Origin of the sequence: Halobellus sp. MBLA0158 (assembly GCF_041477585.1) — an archaeon.
Classification (GTDB): Archaea; Halobacteriota; Halobacteria; order Halobacteriales; family Haloferacaceae; genus Haloquadratum; species Haloquadratum rubicundus.
This window is the reverse complement of the sequence record NZ_JBGNYA010000001.1, coordinates 1,669,402-1,689,028: the sequence shown is the minus strand read 5'-3', so window position 1 is coordinate 1,689,028 and position 19,627 is coordinate 1,669,402. Positions and strand designations below refer to the sequence as shown.

General features: G+C 67.3%; 18 protein-coding genes and 1 tRNA gene. 9 read left to right on the top strand and 10 right to left on the bottom strand.

From position 1 onward, the window contains the following. Positions 1–70: 70 nt before the first annotated feature. Positions 71–1,486, bottom strand: coding sequence for an outer membrane protein assembly factor BamB family protein (locus tag OS889_RS08695; protein WP_372389094.1), 1,416 nt, complete (start codon positions 1,484–1,486; stop codon positions 71–73). Between the two features lie 106 nt (positions 1,487–1,592). Between OS889_RS08695 and OS889_RS08690 the strand changes: the two genes are divergently transcribed. The 4 genes from OS889_RS08690 (at position 1,593) to OS889_RS08675 (ending at position 3,548) form a co-directional block, all read left to right on the top strand. Next, positions 1,593–2,129, top strand: a complete 537-nt coding sequence (locus OS889_RS08690) for a MaoC/PaaZ C-terminal domain-containing protein (protein WP_372389092.1) — start codon at positions 1,593–1,595, stop codon at positions 2,127–2,129. Positions 2,130–2,199: 70 nt separating this feature from the next. After that, positions 2,200–3,057, top strand: a complete 858-nt coding sequence (locus OS889_RS08685; RefSeq protein WP_372389090.1) for a shikimate kinase — start codon at positions 2,200–2,202, stop codon at positions 3,055–3,057. A 59-nt stretch (positions 3,058–3,116) separates the two neighbouring features. Beyond that, entirely contained in the window at positions 3,117–3,410 is a 294-nt protein-coding gene (locus tag OS889_RS08680) for a chorismate mutase (protein WP_372391588.1), read from the top strand. 63 nt (positions 3,411–3,473) lie between these two features. Continuing rightward, positions 3,474–3,548 (top strand) — tRNA-Arg (locus OS889_RS08675). Positions 3,549–3,588: 40 nt separating this feature from the next. On the opposite strand, the gene OS889_RS08670 is transcribed toward OS889_RS08675, so the two are convergent. The 8 genes from OS889_RS08670 to OS889_RS08635 all read right to left on the bottom strand — a co-directional run bounded on the left by OS889_RS08670 (position 3,589) and on the right by OS889_RS08635 (position 12,756). Further along, on the bottom strand, positions 3,589–4,404 hold the full coding sequence (locus OS889_RS08670) for a polysaccharide deacetylase family protein (RefSeq protein ID WP_372389088.1): 816 nt from the start codon (positions 4,402–4,404) through the stop codon (positions 3,589–3,591). A 71-nt stretch (positions 4,405–4,475) separates the two neighbouring features. Beyond that, positions 4,476–5,174 carry a creatininase family protein gene (locus tag OS889_RS08665; RefSeq protein ID WP_372391587.1) on the bottom strand — a complete coding sequence of 233 codons (699 nt, stop codon included), beginning with the start codon at positions 5,172–5,174 and terminating at the stop codon, positions 4,476–4,478. 81 nt (positions 5,175–5,255) lie between these two features. Beyond that, positions 5,256–6,671 carry an amidohydrolase gene (locus tag OS889_RS08660; RefSeq protein ID WP_372389087.1) on the bottom strand — a complete coding sequence of 472 codons (1,416 nt, stop codon included), beginning with the start codon at positions 6,669–6,671 and terminating at the stop codon, positions 5,256–5,258. Positions 6,672–6,724: 53 nt separating this feature from the next. After that, positions 6,725–8,020, bottom strand: coding sequence for an ABC transporter ATP-binding protein (locus OS889_RS08655; RefSeq protein WP_372389085.1), 1,296 nt, complete (start codon positions 8,018–8,020; stop codon positions 6,725–6,727). After that, on the bottom strand, positions 8,013–9,113 hold the full coding sequence (locus OS889_RS08650) for an ABC transporter ATP-binding protein (protein WP_372389084.1): 1,101 nt from the start codon (positions 9,111–9,113) through the stop codon (positions 8,013–8,015). Before OS889_RS08650 ends, OS889_RS08655 begins: the two co-directional genes overlap by 8 nt. A gap of 12 nt (positions 9,114–9,125) precedes the next feature. After that, complete coding sequence (locus tag OS889_RS08645; RefSeq protein ID WP_372389081.1) at positions 9,126–10,082, bottom strand: ABC transporter permease; 957 nt, start codon at positions 10,080–10,082, stop codon at positions 9,126–9,128. Next, positions 10,082–11,080 carry an ABC transporter permease gene (locus tag OS889_RS08640; RefSeq protein ID WP_372389080.1) on the bottom strand — a complete coding sequence of 333 codons (999 nt, stop codon included), beginning with the start codon at positions 11,078–11,080 and terminating at the stop codon, positions 10,082–10,084. Before OS889_RS08640 ends, OS889_RS08645 begins: the two co-directional genes overlap by 1 nt. 29 nt (positions 11,081–11,109) lie before the next feature. Next, positions 11,110–12,756 carry an ABC transporter substrate-binding protein gene (locus OS889_RS08635; protein WP_372389078.1) on the bottom strand — a complete coding sequence of 549 codons (1,647 nt, stop codon included), beginning with the start codon at positions 12,754–12,756 and terminating at the stop codon, positions 11,110–11,112. A 313-nt stretch (positions 12,757–13,069) separates the two neighbouring features. On the opposite strand from OS889_RS08635, the gene OS889_RS08630 reads away from it, so the two are divergent. After that, positions 13,070–13,831 carry an IclR family transcriptional regulator gene (locus OS889_RS08630; protein WP_372389077.1) on the top strand — a complete coding sequence of 254 codons (762 nt, stop codon included), beginning with the start codon at positions 13,070–13,072 and terminating at the stop codon, positions 13,829–13,831. 45 nt (positions 13,832–13,876) lie between these two features. Here the strand turns inward: OS889_RS08630 and OS889_RS08625 are convergent, their stop codons facing one another. After that, positions 13,877–14,533, bottom strand: coding sequence for a helix-turn-helix domain-containing protein (locus OS889_RS08625; protein WP_372389075.1), 657 nt, complete (start codon positions 14,531–14,533; stop codon positions 13,877–13,879). Positions 14,534–14,648: 115 nt separating this feature from the next. Here OS889_RS08625 and OS889_RS08620 point away from each other — a divergent pair, with 115 nt between their 5' ends. The 4 genes from OS889_RS08620 to OS889_RS08605 all read left to right on the top strand — a co-directional run bounded on the left by OS889_RS08620 (position 14,649) and on the right by OS889_RS08605 (position 19,583). Continuing rightward, positions 14,649–16,301: an NADH-quinone oxidoreductase subunit D gene (locus OS889_RS08620; protein ID WP_372389073.1), complete on the top strand. Its 1,653-nt coding sequence runs from the start codon at positions 14,649–14,651 to the stop codon at positions 16,299–16,301. Continuing rightward, positions 16,298–16,609, top strand: a complete 312-nt coding sequence (locus OS889_RS08615; protein ID WP_372389072.1) for a DUF7562 family protein — start codon at positions 16,298–16,300, stop codon at positions 16,607–16,609. Before OS889_RS08620 ends, OS889_RS08615 begins: the two co-directional genes overlap by 4 nt. 181 nt (positions 16,610–16,790) lie before the next feature. Continuing rightward, entirely contained in the window at positions 16,791–17,018 is a 228-nt protein-coding gene (locus tag OS889_RS08610) for a hypothetical protein (RefSeq protein WP_372389071.1), read from the top strand. A 231-nt stretch (positions 17,019–17,249) separates the two neighbouring features. Beyond that, positions 17,250–19,583, top strand: a complete 2,334-nt coding sequence (locus tag OS889_RS08605; protein ID WP_372389070.1) for a methyl-accepting chemotaxis protein — start codon at positions 17,250–17,252, stop codon at positions 19,581–19,583. Positions 19,584–19,627: the final 44 nt, after the last annotated feature.

Below are 19,627 nucleotides of genomic sequence, written 5' to 3'. Positions count from 1 at the left end.
CTCGCGATTCGGTCGGCGCGCTCAAAAGGGACGCGATGACCGATCTGTGAGGAAGACCGGGGCCGAGGCCCTATTCGAGCGCGACGACCCGACCCGCGGCGCCGCTTCGGCCGCCGTAGTCGAGGTCGTCGGTTCCGACGAACACCCGGTCGCTGACCGGAACGACCTGGGAGACCGCGCCCCCGATCCGGTGCCGCCAGCGGACCTCGCCGCCAGTCGAGAGCGCGGTGACCCGCCCCGGCGACGGCTCCGAGCCGCTCCCGTCGCTGTCCGATCCGTCCGGCCCGCTGGGCGATCCGGCCGCGACGGCGTCGAGTCGCGTGCCCGCGAGCACAAGGTCGCCCGCGACGACGACTTCCCGGAGCCAGTTCGGGAGCGATCGGCGCCAGCGCACCGCCCCGGTGGACGCGTCCCGACATACGACCCGACGAGCGCGGTCGGCGTCGGTTCCGGTTCGGACGCCGTGATACAGTCGGTCGCCGGCGCTCGCGAGCTCCTTGACGACCGTCGGATCCGGGAGTCGCTCCACCTCGACCGCGTGCCACTCTCGCGTGCCGTCCGCGAGGGCGTGCGTCCGGAGCGCCGTTCCCTCCCCGTCGAACAGGCCGAAGGAGCCGGTCGCGACGCCGCGTCCGGTCGCCCCGCGGACGACCGTCGGGTCCAGCGTGTAGCCGATCGGCTGCCGCGACCAGACCGGCTCCGAGAGCCGCTTCAGCACCACGTCGCTCCACCGGCGCCCGGCGTACCGGCCGACGCTCCCGCCGGCGACGACGAGGGAGCCGTCCGCGAGCAGGGGGGTCGTCGGCCCCCCGAGGAGCCGCGCGCGGAAGAGCGATCGTCCGTCGTCCCTGCCGAACGCGGCGAGCCCGTCGTGGGAGCCGACGTAGACCGTCCGGCGGGTGACGAGGAGGCGCTCGCCGGCGTTGCGGAGGGGCCGCCGCCAGCCGGTCTCGCCGGTGGTGGCGTCGAGGCGCGCGACGGCGTCGCGGGGCCCGTCGTCGGCGCCGGAGTCCGGTCCGTCGATCGTCGCTCCCGTCGCGAACACCGAGCCGTCGGCGTAGGCGAGTCGTGCCCCCGGCGCAGTGACGGTCCACAGAACGTCGCCGTCGACGCGGTCGAGCGCGGCCACTCGCGGCGGCTCGCCCTCCCGTTCTCCGCTGCCGGCGTAGAGCCGCTCCGGACCCGCGATCAGGGAGTCGACGACGGGTACCGGCTCTCGTCGCCACGCCACCTCGGGATCGGTGGGCGGCGTCGCGGCCGGGGCCGCGCTCGTCCGCGCCGAGTCGCGGTCGGCGAAGGGCCAGACGCCCTCGGCGACCCGGAGCGCGTCGGGCGTCGCAGTGCGGAGCCGTCCGAGCGCGCCTGCGCCGATCAGGCCGCCGCCGGCGAGGAGGATGCGTCGGCGGGTGAGCGCGCTCGCGGCCCGTTCGCGGAGCGGGGGCTGTCCGTCGCCGGGGGCCGGTGAGCCGGCGTTCGGGGGGACCATACCTCACCCACTCCGGCCGTCGAACAAGTGTCTTCGGCCGCGGTGCCATCGCGGCCCCTCTCCCGCGAGCGCAGTCGCTTTCACCCCCGGCGCCGAGAACCGAGGTATGACCGAGCAGTCGGACGATCCCGGCGAGTCGGAGCCGGAATCGGAGTCAGAGTCAGAGCCGGGGTCGCAGAGCTCTCGCGGACGGCTGACGTACGAGGACCTCGCGGTCGGCGACCGCTTCGAGGCCGACCGGACGGTCGAGTTCTCCCGCGACTCGATCGTCGCCTTCGCGTCCGACTACGACCCGCAGCCGTTCCACGTGTCCGACGACGTCGACGACGCGGCGCCCTTCGACGGCCTCGTCGCCAGCGGGCTCCACAGTTTCTGTGCGTGCAACCGCCTCGCGACCGAGGCGTTCTTCGGCCGGATCGCCTTCCTGGGCGGTCGCGGCGTCGACGATCTCCGGTGGTATCGCCCGGTCCGCCCCGGCGACGAACTCGGCGTGACCGTCGAAGTCGCGGCCAAGCGCCCCTCCGAATCCGACCCCGGACGCGGCCACGTCGACGTCGACGTGACGGGACGCGCGCCCGACGGCGAGACGGTCGTCACCTGGCGCGTGCTCGGACTCGTCCGCCGCGAAGGTGCCGACGCGTAGGGGCCCGCGCCCGCACCGATCCCTCATCGTCGATCGCTACACCTTTCACGCCGCTCGATAGCAACCCTGTATGCACGGCCGCGCAGTCGCCCTCGGGGCGGGAACGGTGCTGAACGCCCTCTCGACGGGCACCGGCTCGGCGTTCGCTATCGACGCCGAGACGACCGCCTCGGTCGACCTCGACGACTCGGGCGCCGTCGAGAGCGAAGTCGCCGAGGACCCGGAGGCCGACACCCGGCTGATCGAACGCTGTGTCGAACGCGCGATCGAGACCTACGGCGACGGGAGCGGGGACGTCTCCGGCGGGACGGTCCGCACCGAGAGCGACGTCCCGATGGCCGCCGGTCTCAAGAGTTCGAGCGCCGCGGCCAACGCCACCGTTCTGGCGACCGCGGACGCCCTGGGCGCGGACCCGGACCCCATCGAGGCGTGTCGGCTCGGCGTCGAGGCCGCCCGCGACGTCGGCGTCACCGTCACCGGCGCGTTCGACGACGCCTCGGCCTCGATGCTCGGCGGCGTCACCGTCACCGACAACGACGCCGACGAACTGCTCGCCCGCGACGAGGTCGACTGGGAGGTCCTCGTCTGGACGCCGGCCGAGCGCGCCTACACCGCCGACGCCGACGTCGAGCGGTGTGCGAACGTCGCGCCGATGGCGGAACTGGTCGCCGACCTCGCGCTCGACGGCCGCTACGCCGACGCGATGACGGTCAACGGCCTCGCCTTCTCGGCGGCGCTCGGCTTCTCGCCCGATCCGGCCGTCGAGGCGATGCCCCACGTCGCCGGCGTGTCGCTGTCGGGCACCGGCCCGAGCGTCGTCGCCGTCGGCGACGCGGACGGACTGGACGCGGTACAGGACCGCTGGGACCGGCGGAGCGGCCGGACCTGGCGAACCACGACGCGGAACGACGGAGCACGACTGGTATGAGCCGAGACCAAGACCGAGATCGAGACCGGAATCGAGACAGCAGCCCCGAGCGAACTGAGATGGAACTGGCCGTCGAGACCGAGGAGATGTCGCTCGACGAACTCCGCGTCGAGATCGAAGACATCGACCGCGAGATCGTCGAGCTGATCGCCCGGCGGACCTACGTCGCCGACTCGGTCGCACAGGTCAAGGCCGATCGCGGCCTCCCGACGACAGACGAAGGGCAGGAAGAGCGCGTGATGGAACGCGCCGGCCGGAACGCCGAGCAGTTCGACGTCGACTCGAATCTGGTGAAGGCCGTGTTCCGCCTCCTCATCGAACTGAACAAGGTCGAACAGCGAGAAAAGCGGTAGTCGGCGGGGGTTCCGCCCCGAATCCGTGGGTTTAAACCGCCCCACGTCGGTATCCAGAAACGAGGGCGCTTAGCTCAGTTTGGACAGAGTGCTTGGCTTCGGACCAAGTTGTCGCGGGTTCAAATCCTGCAGCGCCCATCACGTACCGACTCGAATCGCTTCCAATCCGAATCGTACCTCAGAAGCGATCGGAGACCGAGTCGAGAGTCACAAACTCCGTGTCCGGATACTCCGCGACAGTTTCGATGAGCGATTCGAGGCGTTCGAGTCGGTGGCTGTACCCCATTATCTGCGGATGGACCGTGAGCACGTAGACGCCACCGTCGACGTTCCGGTACATCCACTCGAACTGCGCGAGCCACATATCGAACACGGCGCGTTCGTCGGCGAAGCCGCGCCGGCGGTCGAACGCGAACGCGGGGAAATCGTCGCGCTGCCAAGACACCGGAATCTCGACGAGGGCCGTCTCCTCACCGCGCTCGAACGGCGCATCAGGGGAAGCCTTCCACCCTTCACGGAGCCGATAAGGTCGGAATTCCCGGCCCATCTGGCTGGAGTCCCACTCGAACCCGAGCTCCTGGAGAAGCGAGAGCGTGTGCTCGGAGAAGTCCCAGGACGGCGACCGGTAGCCCGTGGGGCGACGCCCCGTGAGCGCCTCGATGGCCTCGATACCGCGTCTGATGTCGGCTCGTTCGCTCGCGGCGTCGGGGTACGTGCCCGGTCGCGTGTGCGACCACCCGTGGTGTTGGATGTCGTGACCGGCCGCCCACACCGATTCGACCGCCTCGGGGAAGCTCTCGGCGGTGTGGCCGGGGACGAACCAGGTCGTCGTCACGCCGTGCTCGTCAAAGAGGTCGAGCAGGCGGGGGGCGCCGACGTCGACGCCGAAGAGCCCGCGAGAGAGATTCGTCGGGCTATCGCCCTCGTCGAAGGAGTGGATCCACGAGGAGACGCCATCGAAGTCGACGGTGAGACAGACTGTCGCACGGCTCATCGAAGCTCACCGTTCAGTGGGTGCTTCCCCCGCGCCTCCGATCGCCGATCGGGTGTGTGTGCGCGCATCTCCTATTCGACCGTGAGGTCTGCCAGTATCGTGTCTGTCGTCTCCGCGATGACCTCGGCGACGAACTCCGGATCCGAGGCCGTCGGGTCTCCGAGGCCGCCCTCGACGGTGAGATCGTCGAAGTAGCGAAAGGCCTCCGAGTCGTCCGCGTCGTGCATCGTCTGTGGCTGTTTCTTCTCTTGGCGTACCAGATCCGGGCGGTAATGCTCGATGACGCTCGTCTCGTGTTCGCCCGCGTGACCCCACTCGTCGCCGAAGCGCTCTTCGAGCGTGTCCCGGGCGAAGTCAGTCCAGTTGACGTAGCGCGTCGGGAGGCCGTGGTCGCGCTGGAGGCGGTCGATCGCCAGCTTGTGGGGCTCGATGTTGCCCGCGTGGAAGTTCGTGATCAGGAACCGCTCGGCGCCGTGTTCCTTCGCCGACTGCCCGATCTCGACGATGACGTTCTGGTAGGTGTCGGCATCGAGCGTGATGGTCCCCGCAAACGGGAGGTGGTGCTCGGAATAGCCGTACGGGAGCGGCGGGAGCACGAGCAGTTCGAGGTCGTATGCGGGGGCGCGCTCGGCCAGTTCGTCCGTGAGGTACGACGAGCGCAAGGTGTCGACTGACGTGGGGAGGTGCAGCGAGTGCTGTTCGGTGCTTCCGCAGGGGAGGACGACGTAATCCGCAGTCTCGAACGCGACCGCCGCGTCCTCCCAGGTCATCTGCTCCAGACGGTACTCGGAGTCGTCACTCACGGCGCATCACTCCCGGTGGAACCGAGGGCGGTGGGGATTCCGCACATCTCAGCTCACCTCAATGTCCGTGGGCGGCTCCGCGGTCTGTGGGAGCGGACTCTCGTACTCCTGGGACCGGGTCGATTCGAGCTCTTCGGCCGCCCGTTCCAGAATCGACGGATCGGCGAGGAGGTCGTAGGCGGTCCCGGCGAGGACTTTGGCCGCGTACACCGCGGACTTCGCCGCGAAGTCGCCGTTCGCGGCGACCGCCTGCCAGGTGTGTGCGGGCGTCCCGACCGGCCACGACGCCGCCCAGAACTGGGCGACGGGCGTGATCCAACTGACGTCGGCGACGTCCGTCGACCCCTTCATCACGGTCCCCTCGTCGAACGAGGCCATCGGCCGGGCGTGCAGTGACCGTTCTGCGGCCGCCTCCCGCTCGTCGTCCGGGAGGTCCGCCAGGCGGCTCTCGATCGTCTCCGCGGCGAGCGTCGACTGCAACTCCGCCGCGAACTCCCTGTCGGCCTCAGAGTACTCGATGGCGCCGAGGTCGCGCATATTCGAGAGGAGGACGTCGGAGATGGTGTCGTTCGCGAGGTAGTCGTAACACCCAGTCAGGAAGCGTCGTTCGGCGGTCGTCTGGGACATCAGCGCCGCGCCCTCGGCGACGTCGTCGACCCACTCGGTGATGCGCTCGACCGTGTCTCGGGTCGGCGCGCGCACGAAGTACCAGACGGATGCTTCCGCCGGAACGACGTTGGGTGCCCCGCCGCCGTCGGTGATCGAGTAGTGAATACGGGCATCCTCGGGGACGTGTTCCCGCATAAACTCCACGCCGGTGTTCATCAGTTCGACGGCATCGAGCGCGCTCCGTCCGGACTCCGGGGACTGGGCGGCGTGGGCCGACTGCCCCTCGAACGTGTACTCGATCGAGTTCATCGCAAGCGACCGCCCCTTCCAAGGCGCCGAAACGTGACTCGGATGCCAGGTGATGGCGGCGTCGAGGTCGTCGAACGCGCCCGCGCGCGCCATATAGACTTTGCCTACGAGGGTTTCCTCGGCCGGACAGCCGTAGTAGCGTACCGTTCCGGAGAGGTCACCGGACTCGATCGCCTCCTTTACCGCGACCGCGGCGCCGAGGCTTCCGACACCGAAGAGGTTGTGACCGCACCCGTGGCCCGGTTCGCCCGCCGCGACCGGTTCGCGGTGGGAGACCGGCTTCTGGGAGAGCCCGGGCAACGCGTCGTACTCTCCGAGTATCCCGACCGTCGGCCCCTCGTCGCCGTAGGTGGCGACGAAGGCCGTCGGCATCCCGCCGACGCCGCGGTCGACCTCGAACCCCTCCTCGGAGAGCGTGGTCGCAAGTAGTTCGGCGGACTTCGTCTCCTGGAGAGCGAGTTCCGGATGCTCCCAGAGTTCCCTCGTCAGCGAGACGAGATCGGTCCGGCGCGCTTCGATTCGTTCGTGGATATCGTCTTTCGACATCGTTCGGATATGTGGATTGTCGTATCGTCGGTTCGGCCGGTGAAGGCGATCAGTCAGTTCGTTCCCGTTTCGTGGAGATGACACGCCACGCGTCGCTCGCTCGCGCGTTCGTCCGCGACGCTGTCCAGCGTCGGCACGCTCTCCGCGCAGACGCTTCGTTCGGCAAACTCGGTCCGCAGCAGTTCGGTCGCGCGCTCCCACTCGTCGGCGACGGTGTGCTCGATGGCCTCGACCACGATCTCCTGACAGCGGTCGTCCGAGAGGCGCCCGTCGAGGAACCGATCCTGGATCTCGGACACGCTGTCCGCGTCGAAGGAGCGCCGATCGACGGCCCGTATCAGTTCGCGGACGTCGGCCCACTCCCCGTCGGGGATGTCGTACTCGGCCGGTGCGATGAGGTCGGGACAGCGAGTGCGAAACCGACAGCCCGACGGCGGATCGATCGGGCTCGGCACGTCGCCGTGGAGGACGCTCCGCGTCCCGCGGCTCCGCGGGTCCGGAACCGGAATCGAAGAGAGGAGCGCCTGCGTGTAGGGGTGCCTCGGGTCCTCGAAGAGCCGGTCGACGTCGCCCACCTCGACCAGCTCTCCGAGGTACATCACGGCGACGCGGTCGCTGATGTGACGGATGACAGAAAGGTCGTGGCTGATGAAGAGATAGGTCAGCCCGAACTCCGCCTGGAGGTCCTGGAGCGTGTTCAGGATCTGCGCCTGGATCGAGACGTCCAGCGCGCTCGTCGGCTCGTCGAGGATGACGAACTCCGGATCCACCGACAGCGCCCGCGCGAGGTTGATCCGCTGGCGCTGGCCCCCCGAGAACTCGTGTGGGTACCGGTCGTAGTACTGGGGCTCCAGTCCGACCGACTCCAGGAGTTCCCTCGCGCGCTGTTCCCGTCCCGCGGCGTCCCGGAGCCCGTGGGCCTCCATCGGCTCTTCGATGATCGCCCCGACCTTCATCCGGGGGTCCAGGCTCGACTGCGGGTCCTGAAAGATCATCTGGATGTCCTCGCGCCGCTGGCGGAGGGCCTCGCTGCTCAGCTCTGCGAGGTTCTCCCCCTGGAAGTGGATGTCGCCGTCCGTCGGCGAGAGCAACTGGAGGAGGACGCGCGCGAGCGTCGACTTCCCGCAGCCGGACTCCCCCACGAGCCCGAGCGTCTCGCCGCGTTCGATCTCGAAGGAGACTCCGTCGACCGCGCGCACCGTCTCGGGGCTGTGCGTGAACGGGAAGCTCAGCCCGTCGGGCGCGAACTCGTAACTGCCGAGCAGCCCGCTGGAGTTGTCGAAGTGCTTCGTCAGCCCGGACACGCGGACGAGCGGCTCCGAATCCGAGTCCGTCCGGCGACTACTCACTCGGATCACCTCCGGCGGCCGCGTCGTCGCCGGCGAGCGGCCGGCTCCTCTCGTACTCCGCGCCGAAGACGTCGTGTTTCAGACACGCGGCGTGCTGGCCCGCCTCGGTCACCGACCGGAGATCCGGATGCGTCCGCTCGCAGACCTCTCGGGCCTCCGGACAGCGGTCGTGGAATCGGCAGCCCGACGGCGGATCGATCGGCTCGGGCATCGCGCCTTCGAGCGGCTGGAGCTCCTCGGTCGACCGGTCCGGCCGCGGAATCGAGTTCAGCAGGGCCTCCGTGTAGGGGTGCTGTGGGTTGTAGAACAGGTCATCGACGTCCGCGCGCTCGACGACTTCGCCGAGGTACATCACGTTGACGCGGTCGCAGATCTCCGCGACGATCCCCATATCGTGGGTGACCCACAGGAAGCTCGCGTCGTACTTCTCCTGGAGGTCGTAGACCAGATCCAGGATCTGTCCTTCGACGGTCACGTCGAGCGCCGTCGTCGGCTCGTCCGCCACGATGAGCTGCGGCTCGCAGCCGAGCGCCATCGCGATGAGGACGCGCTGGCGCATCCCGCCCGAGAACTGGTGCGGGTAGTCGTCGAAGCGCTCGGCGGGCTGTGGGATCCCGACCTCGCGGAGGATCTCGATCGCCCGGTCGCGCGCGTCCCGCTTCGACAGCCCGCGGTTCAGCTCGATCAGTTCGCGGAGCTGTTCGCCGACCGTAAACACGGGGTTCAGGCTCTCCATCGGGTCCTGGAAGATGAGCGCGATCTCGCTGCCGCGGACCTCCGACCGCATCGCCGAGTCGGTCAGCATCTCGTCTCGCTCGACCGGCTCGCCGTCGGGTCCGGGCTCGTCTTCGAACCCGATGATGGTCTTCCCGTCGAAGACGATCTCGCCGCCGACGATGCGTCCAGGGGAGTCGATGAGGCGGAGGATGCTCCGGACGGCGACGCTCTTTCCGGCGCCGGATTCGCCGACGAGGCCGACGATCTCGCCTCGCTCGACGGTGAACGAGACGCCGTCTACCGCCCGGACCGTTCCGGCGTCAGTGAAGAACTGCGTCTTGAGATTCTCGACTTTCAGTAGTGGTGTGTCACTCATAGTATCGTGTGGTCAGTCGTTCAATCGCGGGTCGAACGCGTCGCGGAGCCCGTCGCCGACGAGGTTGAAGCCGACGACGGTGACGAGGATCGCGAGCCCCGGCCAGAGGCTGAACCACGGATCGGGGAGCATGTAGGTCCGAGACTGGGCGAGCATCGCCCCCCACGAGGGCGTGGGCGGCTGCGCGCCGAAGCCAAGGAACGACAGCGCCGCGACGATGAGGATATTCACGCCGATCTGGAGCGTCGCCTGGACCAACACCGGCGCCAGGCTGTTCGGAATGACGTGCCGCCGGATGATGTTCCGGTCCCTGACGCCCGCGGCCTTCGCCGCCTCGATGTACTCCTCCTCGCGGACGCTGAGGACCTCCGAGCGGATCAGGCGGGCGAAGATGGGCGTCGTGATAACGCTCACGCCGACGATCGCGATCCAGAGGCCGCGCCCGAACGCGGACATAATCGCGATCATCAGCACGATGAAGGGGATCGCATAGAACGTCTCGACGAGCCGCTGGAGGACGTCGTCGATCCAGCCGCCGTAGTAGCCGGAGACGGCGCCGACGATCGTTCCGACCGTGGCGCCGACGCCGGTCGCGACGATCCCGATCTGGATGGCGATCCGCGAGCCGTAGACGAGTCGGACCAGGATGTCGCGGCCGCGGTGGTCGGTGCCCAGCGGGTGGGCCCACGTGCCCGTCCCGTACTCGTTCGTGATCCCGACCGGAGGGAGCAGTCCGCGGGAGCCGGGCGGGGCCGTCACGGGGCTGTACCAGAACCGCTCGGCGAAGTAGTAATCCAGCAGGACGCCGTCGACGAACGCCCAGACCGCGACCGCGATGATGAGGAGGACGATGTACATCCCCCACCGCGCCGTGGAGTTGCGCCGGAGCTGTGTGGTCACCTCGTCCCAGCCCGACCGCGGCGTATGCGTCGTGGATTCGTCGGCGTCGTCCGCGTTCCTGTCACTCATCAGTTCTCATCCCCGTAGGAGATCCGCGGATCGAGGTACGCGTAGAGCACGTCCGTGATGAGGACGCCGACGACGAACAGCGACGCGTAAAACAGCGTCGTCCCGAGGATGAGCGGGTAATCTCGGGCGTTCACGCCGGTGATGATCAGCGTTCCGATGCCGTTGATGCTGAAGACCGTCTCGGTGAGGACCGATCCCCCGAGCGCGGTCGTCAGATTGAGTCCGATCACGGTCAACACGGGGAGCTGTGCGTTGCGGAAGGCGTGTTTCCGGAGTATCGTCCGCTCCGGGACGCCGAAGGCCCGCGCCAGCGACACGTACTCCTGGTTCAGTACTTCGAGCATCGAGGAGCGTTCGATACGCATTATCGCGGCCATCTGAAGCGTTCCCAGCGTCAGCGTCGGCATGATGAGGTGGATCCCGGACTGATAGAGCACGTCGAGTCGCGTCGTCGCGTGATCGACCGCCGAGGGGGCCGCCCACGGCATCACGAGGCCCGTCGCCGGGAGCAGGCCGAGGTGGTACGTGAGGATGATGATCAAGAGCAGCCCGATCCAGAAGCTCGGCGTGCTCACCCCGATGAGACCGAAGATCCGGAAGACGTGGTCCGAGAGGTGATTCCGGCGCTTCGCCGAAAGCACGCCGATCGGGACGGCGGTGGCGATCGCGAAGGTGAAACTGGACGCGACCAGAAGAAGCGTCGCCGGAAGCCGTTCGAGGATTTTCTGTGTCACCGGCACCCGGTAGTTGATACTCTGCCCGAGGTCGCCCTGGGCGACGCTGAGCAGGTACTTGACGTATCGGATGTGGATCGGCTGGTCGAGCCCGAACTGCGCCCGCATCGCGGCGATGGCCGACGCGTCGGCGCTCGGGCCGATGAAGATCCGGACCGGATCGCCCGGGGCGGCGTTGACGAGGAGAAACGTGATCGTGACGACGCCGAGGAGCGTGAAGAGCGACTGACCCAGCCGGCGGGCGACGTATCGAGAGAGACTCATATGCGGAAGGGAGTGGGGTTCGTATTAGCTTACAGGGAGACGTTGCTGTAGTCGGTGACGAGGCGGGGGTTGATCGGCGAGACCGGGTGGACGGAGAAGTCCTGGACGCGCGAGCGGACGCCGTAGGCGTTCTTGTAGTTGAACGCCGGGAGGTGGACCTTGTCTTCGAGGATCGTCGTGATCGCGCTCGTGTAGAGGTCTCTGCGTTCCTCCTGGTCGACGGAACGGCGGGCCTGGGCGATCTGGGACATTACTTCCTCGTTCTCGTAGTAGACGCCCTGATTGACGCCGGCCGCGTCGATGTGGAAGAGGTTGTACATAAAGTCGTCCGGGTCGGGGTAGCGGACCCACCCGAGGACGTAGATGTTGTAGTCGTCGGCGTTGCCGGTGTAGGCCTGGCTGAGCATCGTCCCCCAGTCGAGGCGCTGGACGTTCGCGTTGTAGCCGGCCTCCTGGATGCCGTTCGCGATCGAGATGCCGATGTTCTCGCGGTTGTCGTCCGGCGGGACGATGATCTTGCAGTTCCAGTCGTCGGGGACGTCGGCCTCCGAGAACAGCTGTTGGGCCTGCTCGATGTCCTTGTCGTTGGGGATGTCCGTCCACTGGTCGACCGGGAACCCCCAGTCCTCGTTGATCGGCCCCGGCATCGGGCTGTACTGGCGGAGCCCGGACGGTTCGATGAACCGCTCGACCGCGTCGTCCATCGAGAAGCTGTAATCGATCGCTTCGCGGACCCGCTTGTCCGTCGTCGGCCCCTCGTTCATATTGAACGCGACGTAGAAGTAGCCGATGCTCTCGACCGAGGAGATGCTCGCGCTCTCCATCCCCTCGACGGTCGACCACAGCCGCGGAGGGATGGTCTCGATGATGTCCTGATTGCCGGTGTTGAGTTCCGTCACCCGGGTCGTCGACTCCGTGATGGGAACGAACCGCACCTCCGAGACGTTCGGGGTCGTCTCACCCCAGTAGTCGTCCCACCGCTCCAGTTCGACGTAGGAGTTCTCCTCCCAGTCGACGAACCGGAACGGTCCCGACCCGATCGGCTGTTCGGTGTTGAACGCCTCCGGATCGTCCTCGCGCACGGACTGGGGGACGATCTGGTGGGTGAGGAGGTCGTCGAACATCGCGAACGGGTAGTTCAGATCGAACTGGACCGTGTAGTCGTCGACGGCCGTGGCGGTGTCGATGACCGAGAAGATGCCCGACAGCGGCGTCTCCTCTCGGATCGGCGCGAGGAACGAGTACACCACGTCCTCGGCGGTCAGCGGGTCGCCGTTGTGGAAGGTGACGTCCTCCCTGATCGGGATGACGTACCGCGTGTTCTCGCGCGTGATCTCGGGCGCTTCGGTCGCCAGGTCGGGCGTCGTCTCCGTCCCCTCGGTGTAGGTGTACAGCTTGCTGAAGATCCGGTTCCCGACCAGCGCGTCGGGGTTCGAGTACTGCAGGATCGGATCGAACCGCGTGGGCTGGAGCGCCTGACCGACGTTGAACGTGACTCCCTCCGCAGAGCCCGATCCGTCCGACCCCGTGTTACTCGAATCAGTCGAATCTGTACTGGAACTGTCACTTGAATCGCTCGACGCCTCCGAACCGTCCGAGCAGCCGGCGAGCCCGACGGGGATCGCAGTCCCGGTCGCGGCGAGGATCTTCCGGCGTGAAATTTTGTCGTACTCCATTATGCCAAGAGGTCACATCCGCCCTAATAACAAATAAGTTGTTCTTAATAACACAAGAAATATAGAAAATTGACGTGTTATTTTACCATTATTTGGACGAGAAATAATCACTATGCGGGGAATATTCAAAATAGGCCCACAATATGGGAACACTCAATTCCGGAATAGGAGTGAGTCGAAAGCACACTTGCGATAGATTCCCTCGCAACGACTCAAATCTGACGTTTGGATTCTCTTCAGGGTCTTGGACACAGATTTATTAATCCCAGTATGCGGTATCGTTATCACGACACGGGGCGACGTCCGAACCGAAATGACAGACACAAATCCCGAGACATTAACCACGATCGAACAGGCATTTGAGATTCTCGAATGGATTCATTCAAACAACGGCGGGACACCTGCCGACATCGCTGATTCGATGGATGTCAGCTCGAGTACCGCACATCGGTATCTCAATACGCTCGTCCAGGACGGCTACCTCGTGAAAGAAGACGGCGTCTATCACCTCGCGCTGAAGTTCCTCGCGCTGGGGGAACGGGCGCGCACCCGCAAGGACGTCTACACGAGCGCAGAGGAGTACGCCGATATGCTCGCCGAGGAAAGCGGCTGCCGCTCGACGTTCATCGTCGAGGAGGCGCTTCAGGGGATCTATCTCTACACGTCCGCGGGAAGCCACAGCGTCTGGACGCAGTCGACCATCGGAAAACGGATCCCGCTCCACGCGACCGCCGGAGGGAAGGCCATCCTCGCGTCCGTGTCCGACGAAAAGAGGGAACGGATCATCGATCGGGGACTGGAGCGCAAGACCGCAAACACCGTCACCTCGCCGGAGACCCTTCGTGAGCAGCTCGAGACGGTCCGCGAACGCGGCTACGCGTTCAACAGGGAAGAACAGATCCAGGGAGTGAACGCGGTCGGCGCGCCCGTGACCGACGACGCCGGCGAGGTCATCGGAGCGTTCAGCGTGTCCGGCCCCTCCAACCGACTGAACGGAGAGCGGTTTACGTCCGAGCTCCCCCAGATCCTCCTCGGGATCACGAACGAATACGAACTGCGGATCACCCTCTCGTAGCTGTCGAGGTCCGGTAGAAGACGGATCAACGGCCACCCCGAACCGTCATCGGACCATCTCGCGGAAGACGCGCGCTTCGACCTTCCGGAGGTGTTCGCCGACCGTCCCGGGGGAGATCCCGACGGCCGCGCCGACGTCTTCGAGCGACGCCCGACGCGGTTCGCTGTAGTATCCCAAGTCGACGGCCGCTTCGAGCACCTCCTCCTGTCGCGCGGTGAGCATCCGACCGAAGGGCGAGTCGCTCGCCTCGTACTCGCCCATACTGAGGATCTCGACGGTTACCGAGTCCATCTCGTCGGCGTACTCTGACAGGCGCCTGAAGGTCTCCTCGGTGCCGAGGTACGTGATCTTGAGGTTGTCCTCGGCCGTGAAGCGGATCGGCGTCTCGATCATCAGAAACGAGTCGCGCTGGAGCGCCAGCGCCCGGCGGACCGTCTCTGTCGGCTCGAACTGGCTCACCGCCAGCCACCGGTCGTCGCCGGCGGTGAGGTACTCGATCACGTACGGCGACGCCGACATGATCTCCTCGTAGCGCTCCTGGCTGCCGCTCGCCTCGGCCAACAGCAACACGGTATCGTCGGCAAGGAGTTCGACGCGGTGGATGGCTCGCCGTTCGATAGACGGCTCCGCGGTCAGTTCGTCCCCAAGGGGATGGAACGCACCGCCGTCGGTGGGTTCGAGCAACACCGTGAGGTACCGCATACACGGCCTTCGCAGGTGTGTGAGTAAACTGTCACGGACTGCGGGCCACTTATATCACACCACAGGTGAGGCAGCGTGCCTACTGGACTCCCGCCGGTACGGTCCAGTGTGAACGATGCAACGGCACGACCGCCCGACCGCCCTCCCGCTGCCGGCCGAAGCGATCGACGCCCTCCCCGACGACGCCGTCGTCGGCCGCGAGTCACACGAGAACGCCCCCGCCGTCGTCGTCCGGGCCGACCGCGTCCGGACGGTCCTGTCGACGCTCCGCTCGCGAGCGGGGTTCGACCACTGCTCGTGTGTGACCGCCCAGGAGTACGACGATCGCTACGAGACGATCTACCACCTCACCAGCTACGACGACCGGACGCGTGAGCTGTCGGTGGTCGTCCCGACGCCGACGGGCGACCCCGTGAGCGAGTCGGCGGCGCCGGTCTACCGGACGGCCGACTGGCACGAGCGGGAGGCCTACGACCTCGTCGGCATCGAGTACGACGACCACCCGGACCTGCGCCGGATCCTCCTGCCGGAGACCTGGCAGGGCCATCCCCTCTCGCGGAACTACGATCAGGACCGGCCGCAGATCGTCACGCTGCACGAGCACGCCAATCCGCTGGCGGAAGACCGCCGCAGCGAGGGCGTCGAGGGAGAGACGATGCACCTCAACATCGGACCGCACCACCCCTCCACCCACGGGGTGCTCCACCTGGAGGCGCGGCTGGACGGCGAACAGGTCGTCGACGTCGAGCCCGACATCGGCTACATCCACCGCTGCGAGGAGCAGGTGTGCCAGTCGAAGACCTACCGCCACCAGATCATGCCGTACCCCGACCGCTGGGACTGGGGCGGCGCCGGCCTGCTCAACGAGTGGGCCTACGCCCGCGTCATCGAGGAGCTGGCCGACGTCGAGGTGCCCGAGTACGCCCGGGTCGTCCGAACGATGAGCGCCGAACTGTCGCGCATCCTATCGCACCTCCTCTTCACCGCGATGTACGCCCTGGACGTCAGCGGCGAATTCAACGCCACCTTCATGTACGGATTCCGGGACCGAGAGCTCGTCCAGGACCTGCTGGAGGAGCTGACCGGCCAGCGGATGATGTTCAACTACTTCCGGGTCGGCGGCGTCGCCTGGGACCTCCCCGAACCGCGCGACGACTTCCTGGAAGCCGTGCGCGCCTTCACCGACGACCTGCCGCGGAAGCTCGCGGAGTACCACGACCTGCTGACGGGCAACGAGGTCTTTCAGGTCCGGTGTGTCGACACCGGCGAACTCCCGCCGGCGGTCGCAAAGCGGTACGGGGTCACCGGGCCGGTGGCGCGCGGCTCCGGCATCGACTACGACCTCCGTCGCGACGACTCCTACGGCTACTACGACCGCCTCGATTGGAACGTCGTCACCGAAGACGGCTGCGACAACTTCGCCCGGGTGCTCGTCCGGCTGCGGGAGATCGAGGAGTCGGCCGCCATCGTCGAGCAGTGCGTCGACCTGCTCGCGGACTGGCCGGAGGACGACCGGACCTGCCAGGCCAACGTGCCGCGGACGCTGAAGCCGACCGGGGAGTGCTATCGGGCCGTCGAGGGCGCCAAGGGCGAACTCGGGATCTACATCCGCGCCGATGGCACGGAGACCCCCGCGCGGTTCAAGATCCGCGGCCCGTCGTTCTCGAATCTGTCGGCGCTGCCGGCGATGGCCGAAGACGAGTACGTCGCCGACCTCGTCGCGACGCTCGGGAGCCTCGACACCATAATGGGGGAGGTGGACCGATGACGCCGGCGATCTCGACGCCGCGGCGGGGCGACGACGACCGCCGGGTGACCTGCATCGCCTGCGGCGAGACGCTCGACCGCGACGACGCCCGCGAGTACGACAAGCACGGCGACCGCTGGAGCCGCGAGGGCAAGGCGTTCGAGTACCTCTGTAAGCCCTGCCACCGCGAGTGCTGCCACCAGAACCGGGACGGGCTCGAAGAGACCCTCATCGCGGCGGGCGCCGGACGCACCGACCGGAAGACGTTTCTCAGGCAGTTCTGCGACCTCGTGGCCGAGGACGGGGACTCGAACCGTACGGAGCGATAGCGGACGCCTCAGTCGGGGTCCCGGCGACCGTCCTCTCTCCAACTGCGACGAAACCGCGTCGCTCTCGGACGAGGGCGAGATAGCAGTCGCGGAGGACGCCGTGTTTTCCCAGTCACAGCGCTCGGCGTCGGGGAAATCCCGGGGAGAAGAGTCATCCGACCGGCGCCCGTACCCGCAGTCGATGACCGAACCGGCGGTCCTGGTGTTGGTCGGTGCCGTCCTCATCCAGCTTCCGATCGGCGTCGCGATGTACTTCGACGCGAAGCGGCTCGGCCTGAAGGACCCCGAACTGTACTGGCTCGGCGTCGTGGTCCCGACGGTGGGGTTCTTCGTGATCCTGTATTACCTCTCGGAGCGCCGGAACCTCCCGAAGCAATCGGACTCGGATCCGCCGCGCGACTCGACGTAGCGCGGCGGCGAGAGACGGCCGACCCCGACACGAGGGCGCGGAAGTCCGAAACGTCGACCCGGCGTTCCGCGTGGCGCCGTGCCCGCCGCCGACGACTTCCACGAGCGCTCCGTGCTCGGAGTACGACTGCGTTCTCGGTGTCGGCCCGCGCGTGACGGCGCACCGGCGTCATTTTCAGGCCTGATAGCCGGTGCCAATCGCTTAATTAGGGCCTCTACGGAGGGGGTGGTAATGAGCACCATCGGCGAGGCGGTCGTTCCCGACCCGATTCGGAAGCGGTGGGCGGTCAAGTCCGGCGTCGCGATCTTCGTCATACTGCTTTTCATCGGGACCGTCGGCGGCGTGACGTACGTCGAGACGAACGACGAACTCACCCAGGACGCACAGGCGCGACTGGAGACGGCGGCCACGACGCAGTCGGTCTCGCTGAGCGAGTGGGTCCAACAGATGAAGACCGCCTCCCGGACGATCGCCTACTCGGCCCCCGTCCAGAGCGGGGACTCAGAGCGGATTTCGGCCTACCTCGGCCAGCAGCTCGACGACGGCTCGCTCCCCTCCGACGTCGTCGCCGTCCACTACTTCGATACCCAGACCGACACCTACCGCGCCAGCTCCGAGCCGGACGCCGTGGGCGCGAGCGCGGTGGTCCGGGGCGTCCCGTGGGCGCAGTCGACGCTCGACCTGGGGCGGAACGGCGTCGTCGTCTCGGAGCCGTACGCCGGCCCCAACACCCAGCGCGCCGTGGCGGCGGTCGTCGCGGCCGTCCCGAACCAGGAGAACCGAGCGCTCGTGATGGTCATCGACCTGGAGAGCTACGCCGCCGGGATGCCGCGGCCCGTCCAGGAGTCCTTCACGAAGGTCGTCAACGGCGACGGGACGACGGTCCTGAGCCACCACACGGACCAGATCCTGAGCCAGAATATGGGCGACCAGGAGACCGAGTCGGTCGACTCGATGGCCGTGAAGAAAGGCCTCGGCGGCCAGTCCGGATATATGGAGATGGAGATGGGCGGCGAGGCGATGGCGATGGGGTACGCCCCCGTCGAGGGGACCGACTGGGTCGTGATGATCCACTCGCCCAAGAGCGCGATGTTCGCCCTCCAACAGCAGATCTCGCGGAACTTACTCCTCCTGCTGGGCGGGGCGCTGCTGGGATTCGTCGCGCTCGGAGTGACGGTCGGTCGGAACACCGTCTCCGAACTGAATCGGCTGACATCGAAGGCCCAGGCGCTCGAATCGGGCGATCTCGACGTCGGCTTCGAGTCCGGTCGCATCGACGAGATCGGGCAGCTGTACGGCGCCTTCGGCGGGATGCGTGATTCGCTCCGCGAGCGGATCCAGGAGGCCGAGCGGGAGAAACAGCGCTCCGAGCAGTTGGTCGACCACCTCGAAACCAAGGCCGACGCCTACAGCTCCGAGATGGAACGCGCCGCCGAAGGCGACCTGAGCGCCCGAGTGGACCCCGAAAGCGAGAGCGCGGCGATGGCCCAGATCGGCGAGGCGTTCAATACGATGATCGCGACGCTCGAAGAGACGGTCGTCGAACTCCAGTCGTTCGCCGACCGGGTCGCCACGACGAGCGAGGAGGTGACCGCCGGCACCGAAGAGAGCCAGTCGGCGAGCGAACAGGTCGACACCTCGATCCAGGAGATCGCCGCCGACGCGGAGTCCCAGTCGGCACACCTCCAGGAGATCGCCGCCGAGATGCAGGATCTCTCGGGCACGATCGAGGAGGTCGCCTCCTCGGCCGACGAGATGGCGGCCCACTCCCGGGAGACGGCGACGCTCGGCCAGGAGGGGCGCGAATCGGCGGCGGCGGCGCTCGACGAGATGGACGCGATCGAGACCCAGGCCGACAAGACCGTCTCGGAGGTCGAGTCGCTCGCGGACGAGATGGACGAGATCGGCGAGATCGTCGACCTGATCACGGACATCGCCGAGCAGACGAATATGCTGGCGCTGAACGCCTCGATCGAGGCGACCCAGGCCGGGAACGGCGGCGAGGGGTTCGCGGTCATCGCCGACGAGATCAAGACGCTCGCCCAGGAGGTCGCAGACGCGACCGAGGATATCGAAGGCCGCATCACCGAGGTGCAGACCTCGACCGACAGCGTTGTCGCCAACATCCGCGAGATGGGCGATCGGATCGAGTCGGGGACCGAGACGACCGAGGACGCCTCGAAGGCGCTCCAGTCGATCGCGGACAACGTCGAGGAGACGAACCGCAGCATCCAGGAGATCAGCGACGCCACCGACGCGCAGGCGGGCTCGACAGAGGAGGTGGCCGGGATGGTCGAGGAGGTCTCCGGGAAAGCAGAGCAGGTGAGCGCGGAGTCGGACACCGTCTCGGCGGCCGCCGAACAGCAGACGGCGGCGCTCACGCAGGTCGCCCAGAGCGCACAGACCCTGGCCGAACAGGCCGACGACCTCCAGGACCGGCTGGCCGAGTTCACGGTCACGCAGGCCGACGCCCCCGCGGGGACGCCGCGGGCGGGAGCGGCGGAGCCGTCCGAAACGGTCGCCGACGGCGGACGGTCGAGCGACTTCGAGGACTCCGAGTCGTAGTCGAATCCACACCGTCGGGATTGCCGTGACGGCCCGCACGGCTC

Bases quoted from the DNA above. Each gene is read 5' to 3' on its own strand.
- OS889_RS08695 (WP_372389094.1), bottom strand. From the start codon at position 1,486: ATGGTCCCCCCGAACGCCGGCTCACCGGCCCCCGGCGACGGACAGCCC.
- OS889_RS08690 (WP_372389092.1), top strand. From the start codon at position 1,593: ATGACCGAGCAGTCGGACGATCCCGGCGAGTCGGAGCCGGAATCGGAG.
- OS889_RS08685 (WP_372389090.1), top strand. From the start codon at position 2,200: ATGCACGGCCGCGCAGTCGCCCTCGGGGCGGGAACGGTGCTGAACGCC.
- OS889_RS08680 (WP_372391588.1), top strand. From the start codon at position 3,117: ATGGAACTGGCCGTCGAGACCGAGGAGATGTCGCTCGACGAACTCCGC.
- OS889_RS08670 (WP_372389088.1), bottom strand. From the start codon at position 4,404: ATGAGCCGTGCGACAGTCTGTCTCACCGTCGACTTCGATGGCGTCTCC.
- OS889_RS08665 (WP_372391587.1), bottom strand. From the start codon at position 5,174: ATGACCTGGGAGGACGCGGCGGTCGCGTTCGAGACTGCGGATTACGTC.
- OS889_RS08660 (WP_372389087.1), bottom strand. From the start codon at position 6,671: ATGTCGAAAGACGATATCCACGAACGAATCGAAGCGCGCCGGACCGAT.
- OS889_RS08650 (WP_372389084.1), bottom strand. From the start codon at position 9,113: ATGAGTGACACACCACTACTGAAAGTCGAGAATCTCAAGACGCAGTTC.
- OS889_RS08645 (WP_372389081.1), bottom strand. From the start codon at position 10,082: ATGAGTGACAGGAACGCGGACGACGCCGACGAATCCACGACGCATACG.
- OS889_RS08640 (WP_372389080.1), bottom strand. From the start codon at position 11,080: ATGAGTCTCTCTCGATACGTCGCCCGCCGGCTGGGTCAGTCGCTCTTC.
- OS889_RS08635 (WP_372389078.1), bottom strand. From the start codon at position 12,756: ATGGAGTACGACAAAATTTCACGCCGGAAGATCCTCGCCGCGACCGGG.
- OS889_RS08630 (WP_372389077.1), top strand. From the start codon at position 13,070: ATGACAGACACAAATCCCGAGACATTAACCACGATCGAACAGGCATTT.
- OS889_RS08625 (WP_372389075.1), bottom strand. From the start codon at position 14,533: ATGCGGTACCTCACGGTGTTGCTCGAACCCACCGACGGCGGTGCGTTC.
- OS889_RS08620 (WP_372389073.1), top strand. From the start codon at position 14,649: ATGCAACGGCACGACCGCCCGACCGCCCTCCCGCTGCCGGCCGAAGCG.
- OS889_RS08615 (WP_372389072.1), top strand. From the start codon at position 16,298: ATGACGCCGGCGATCTCGACGCCGCGGCGGGGCGACGACGACCGCCGG.
- OS889_RS08610 (WP_372389071.1), top strand. From the start codon at position 16,791: ATGACCGAACCGGCGGTCCTGGTGTTGGTCGGTGCCGTCCTCATCCAG.
- OS889_RS08605 (WP_372389070.1), top strand. From the start codon at position 17,250: ATGAGCACCATCGGCGAGGCGGTCGTTCCCGACCCGATTCGGAAGCGG.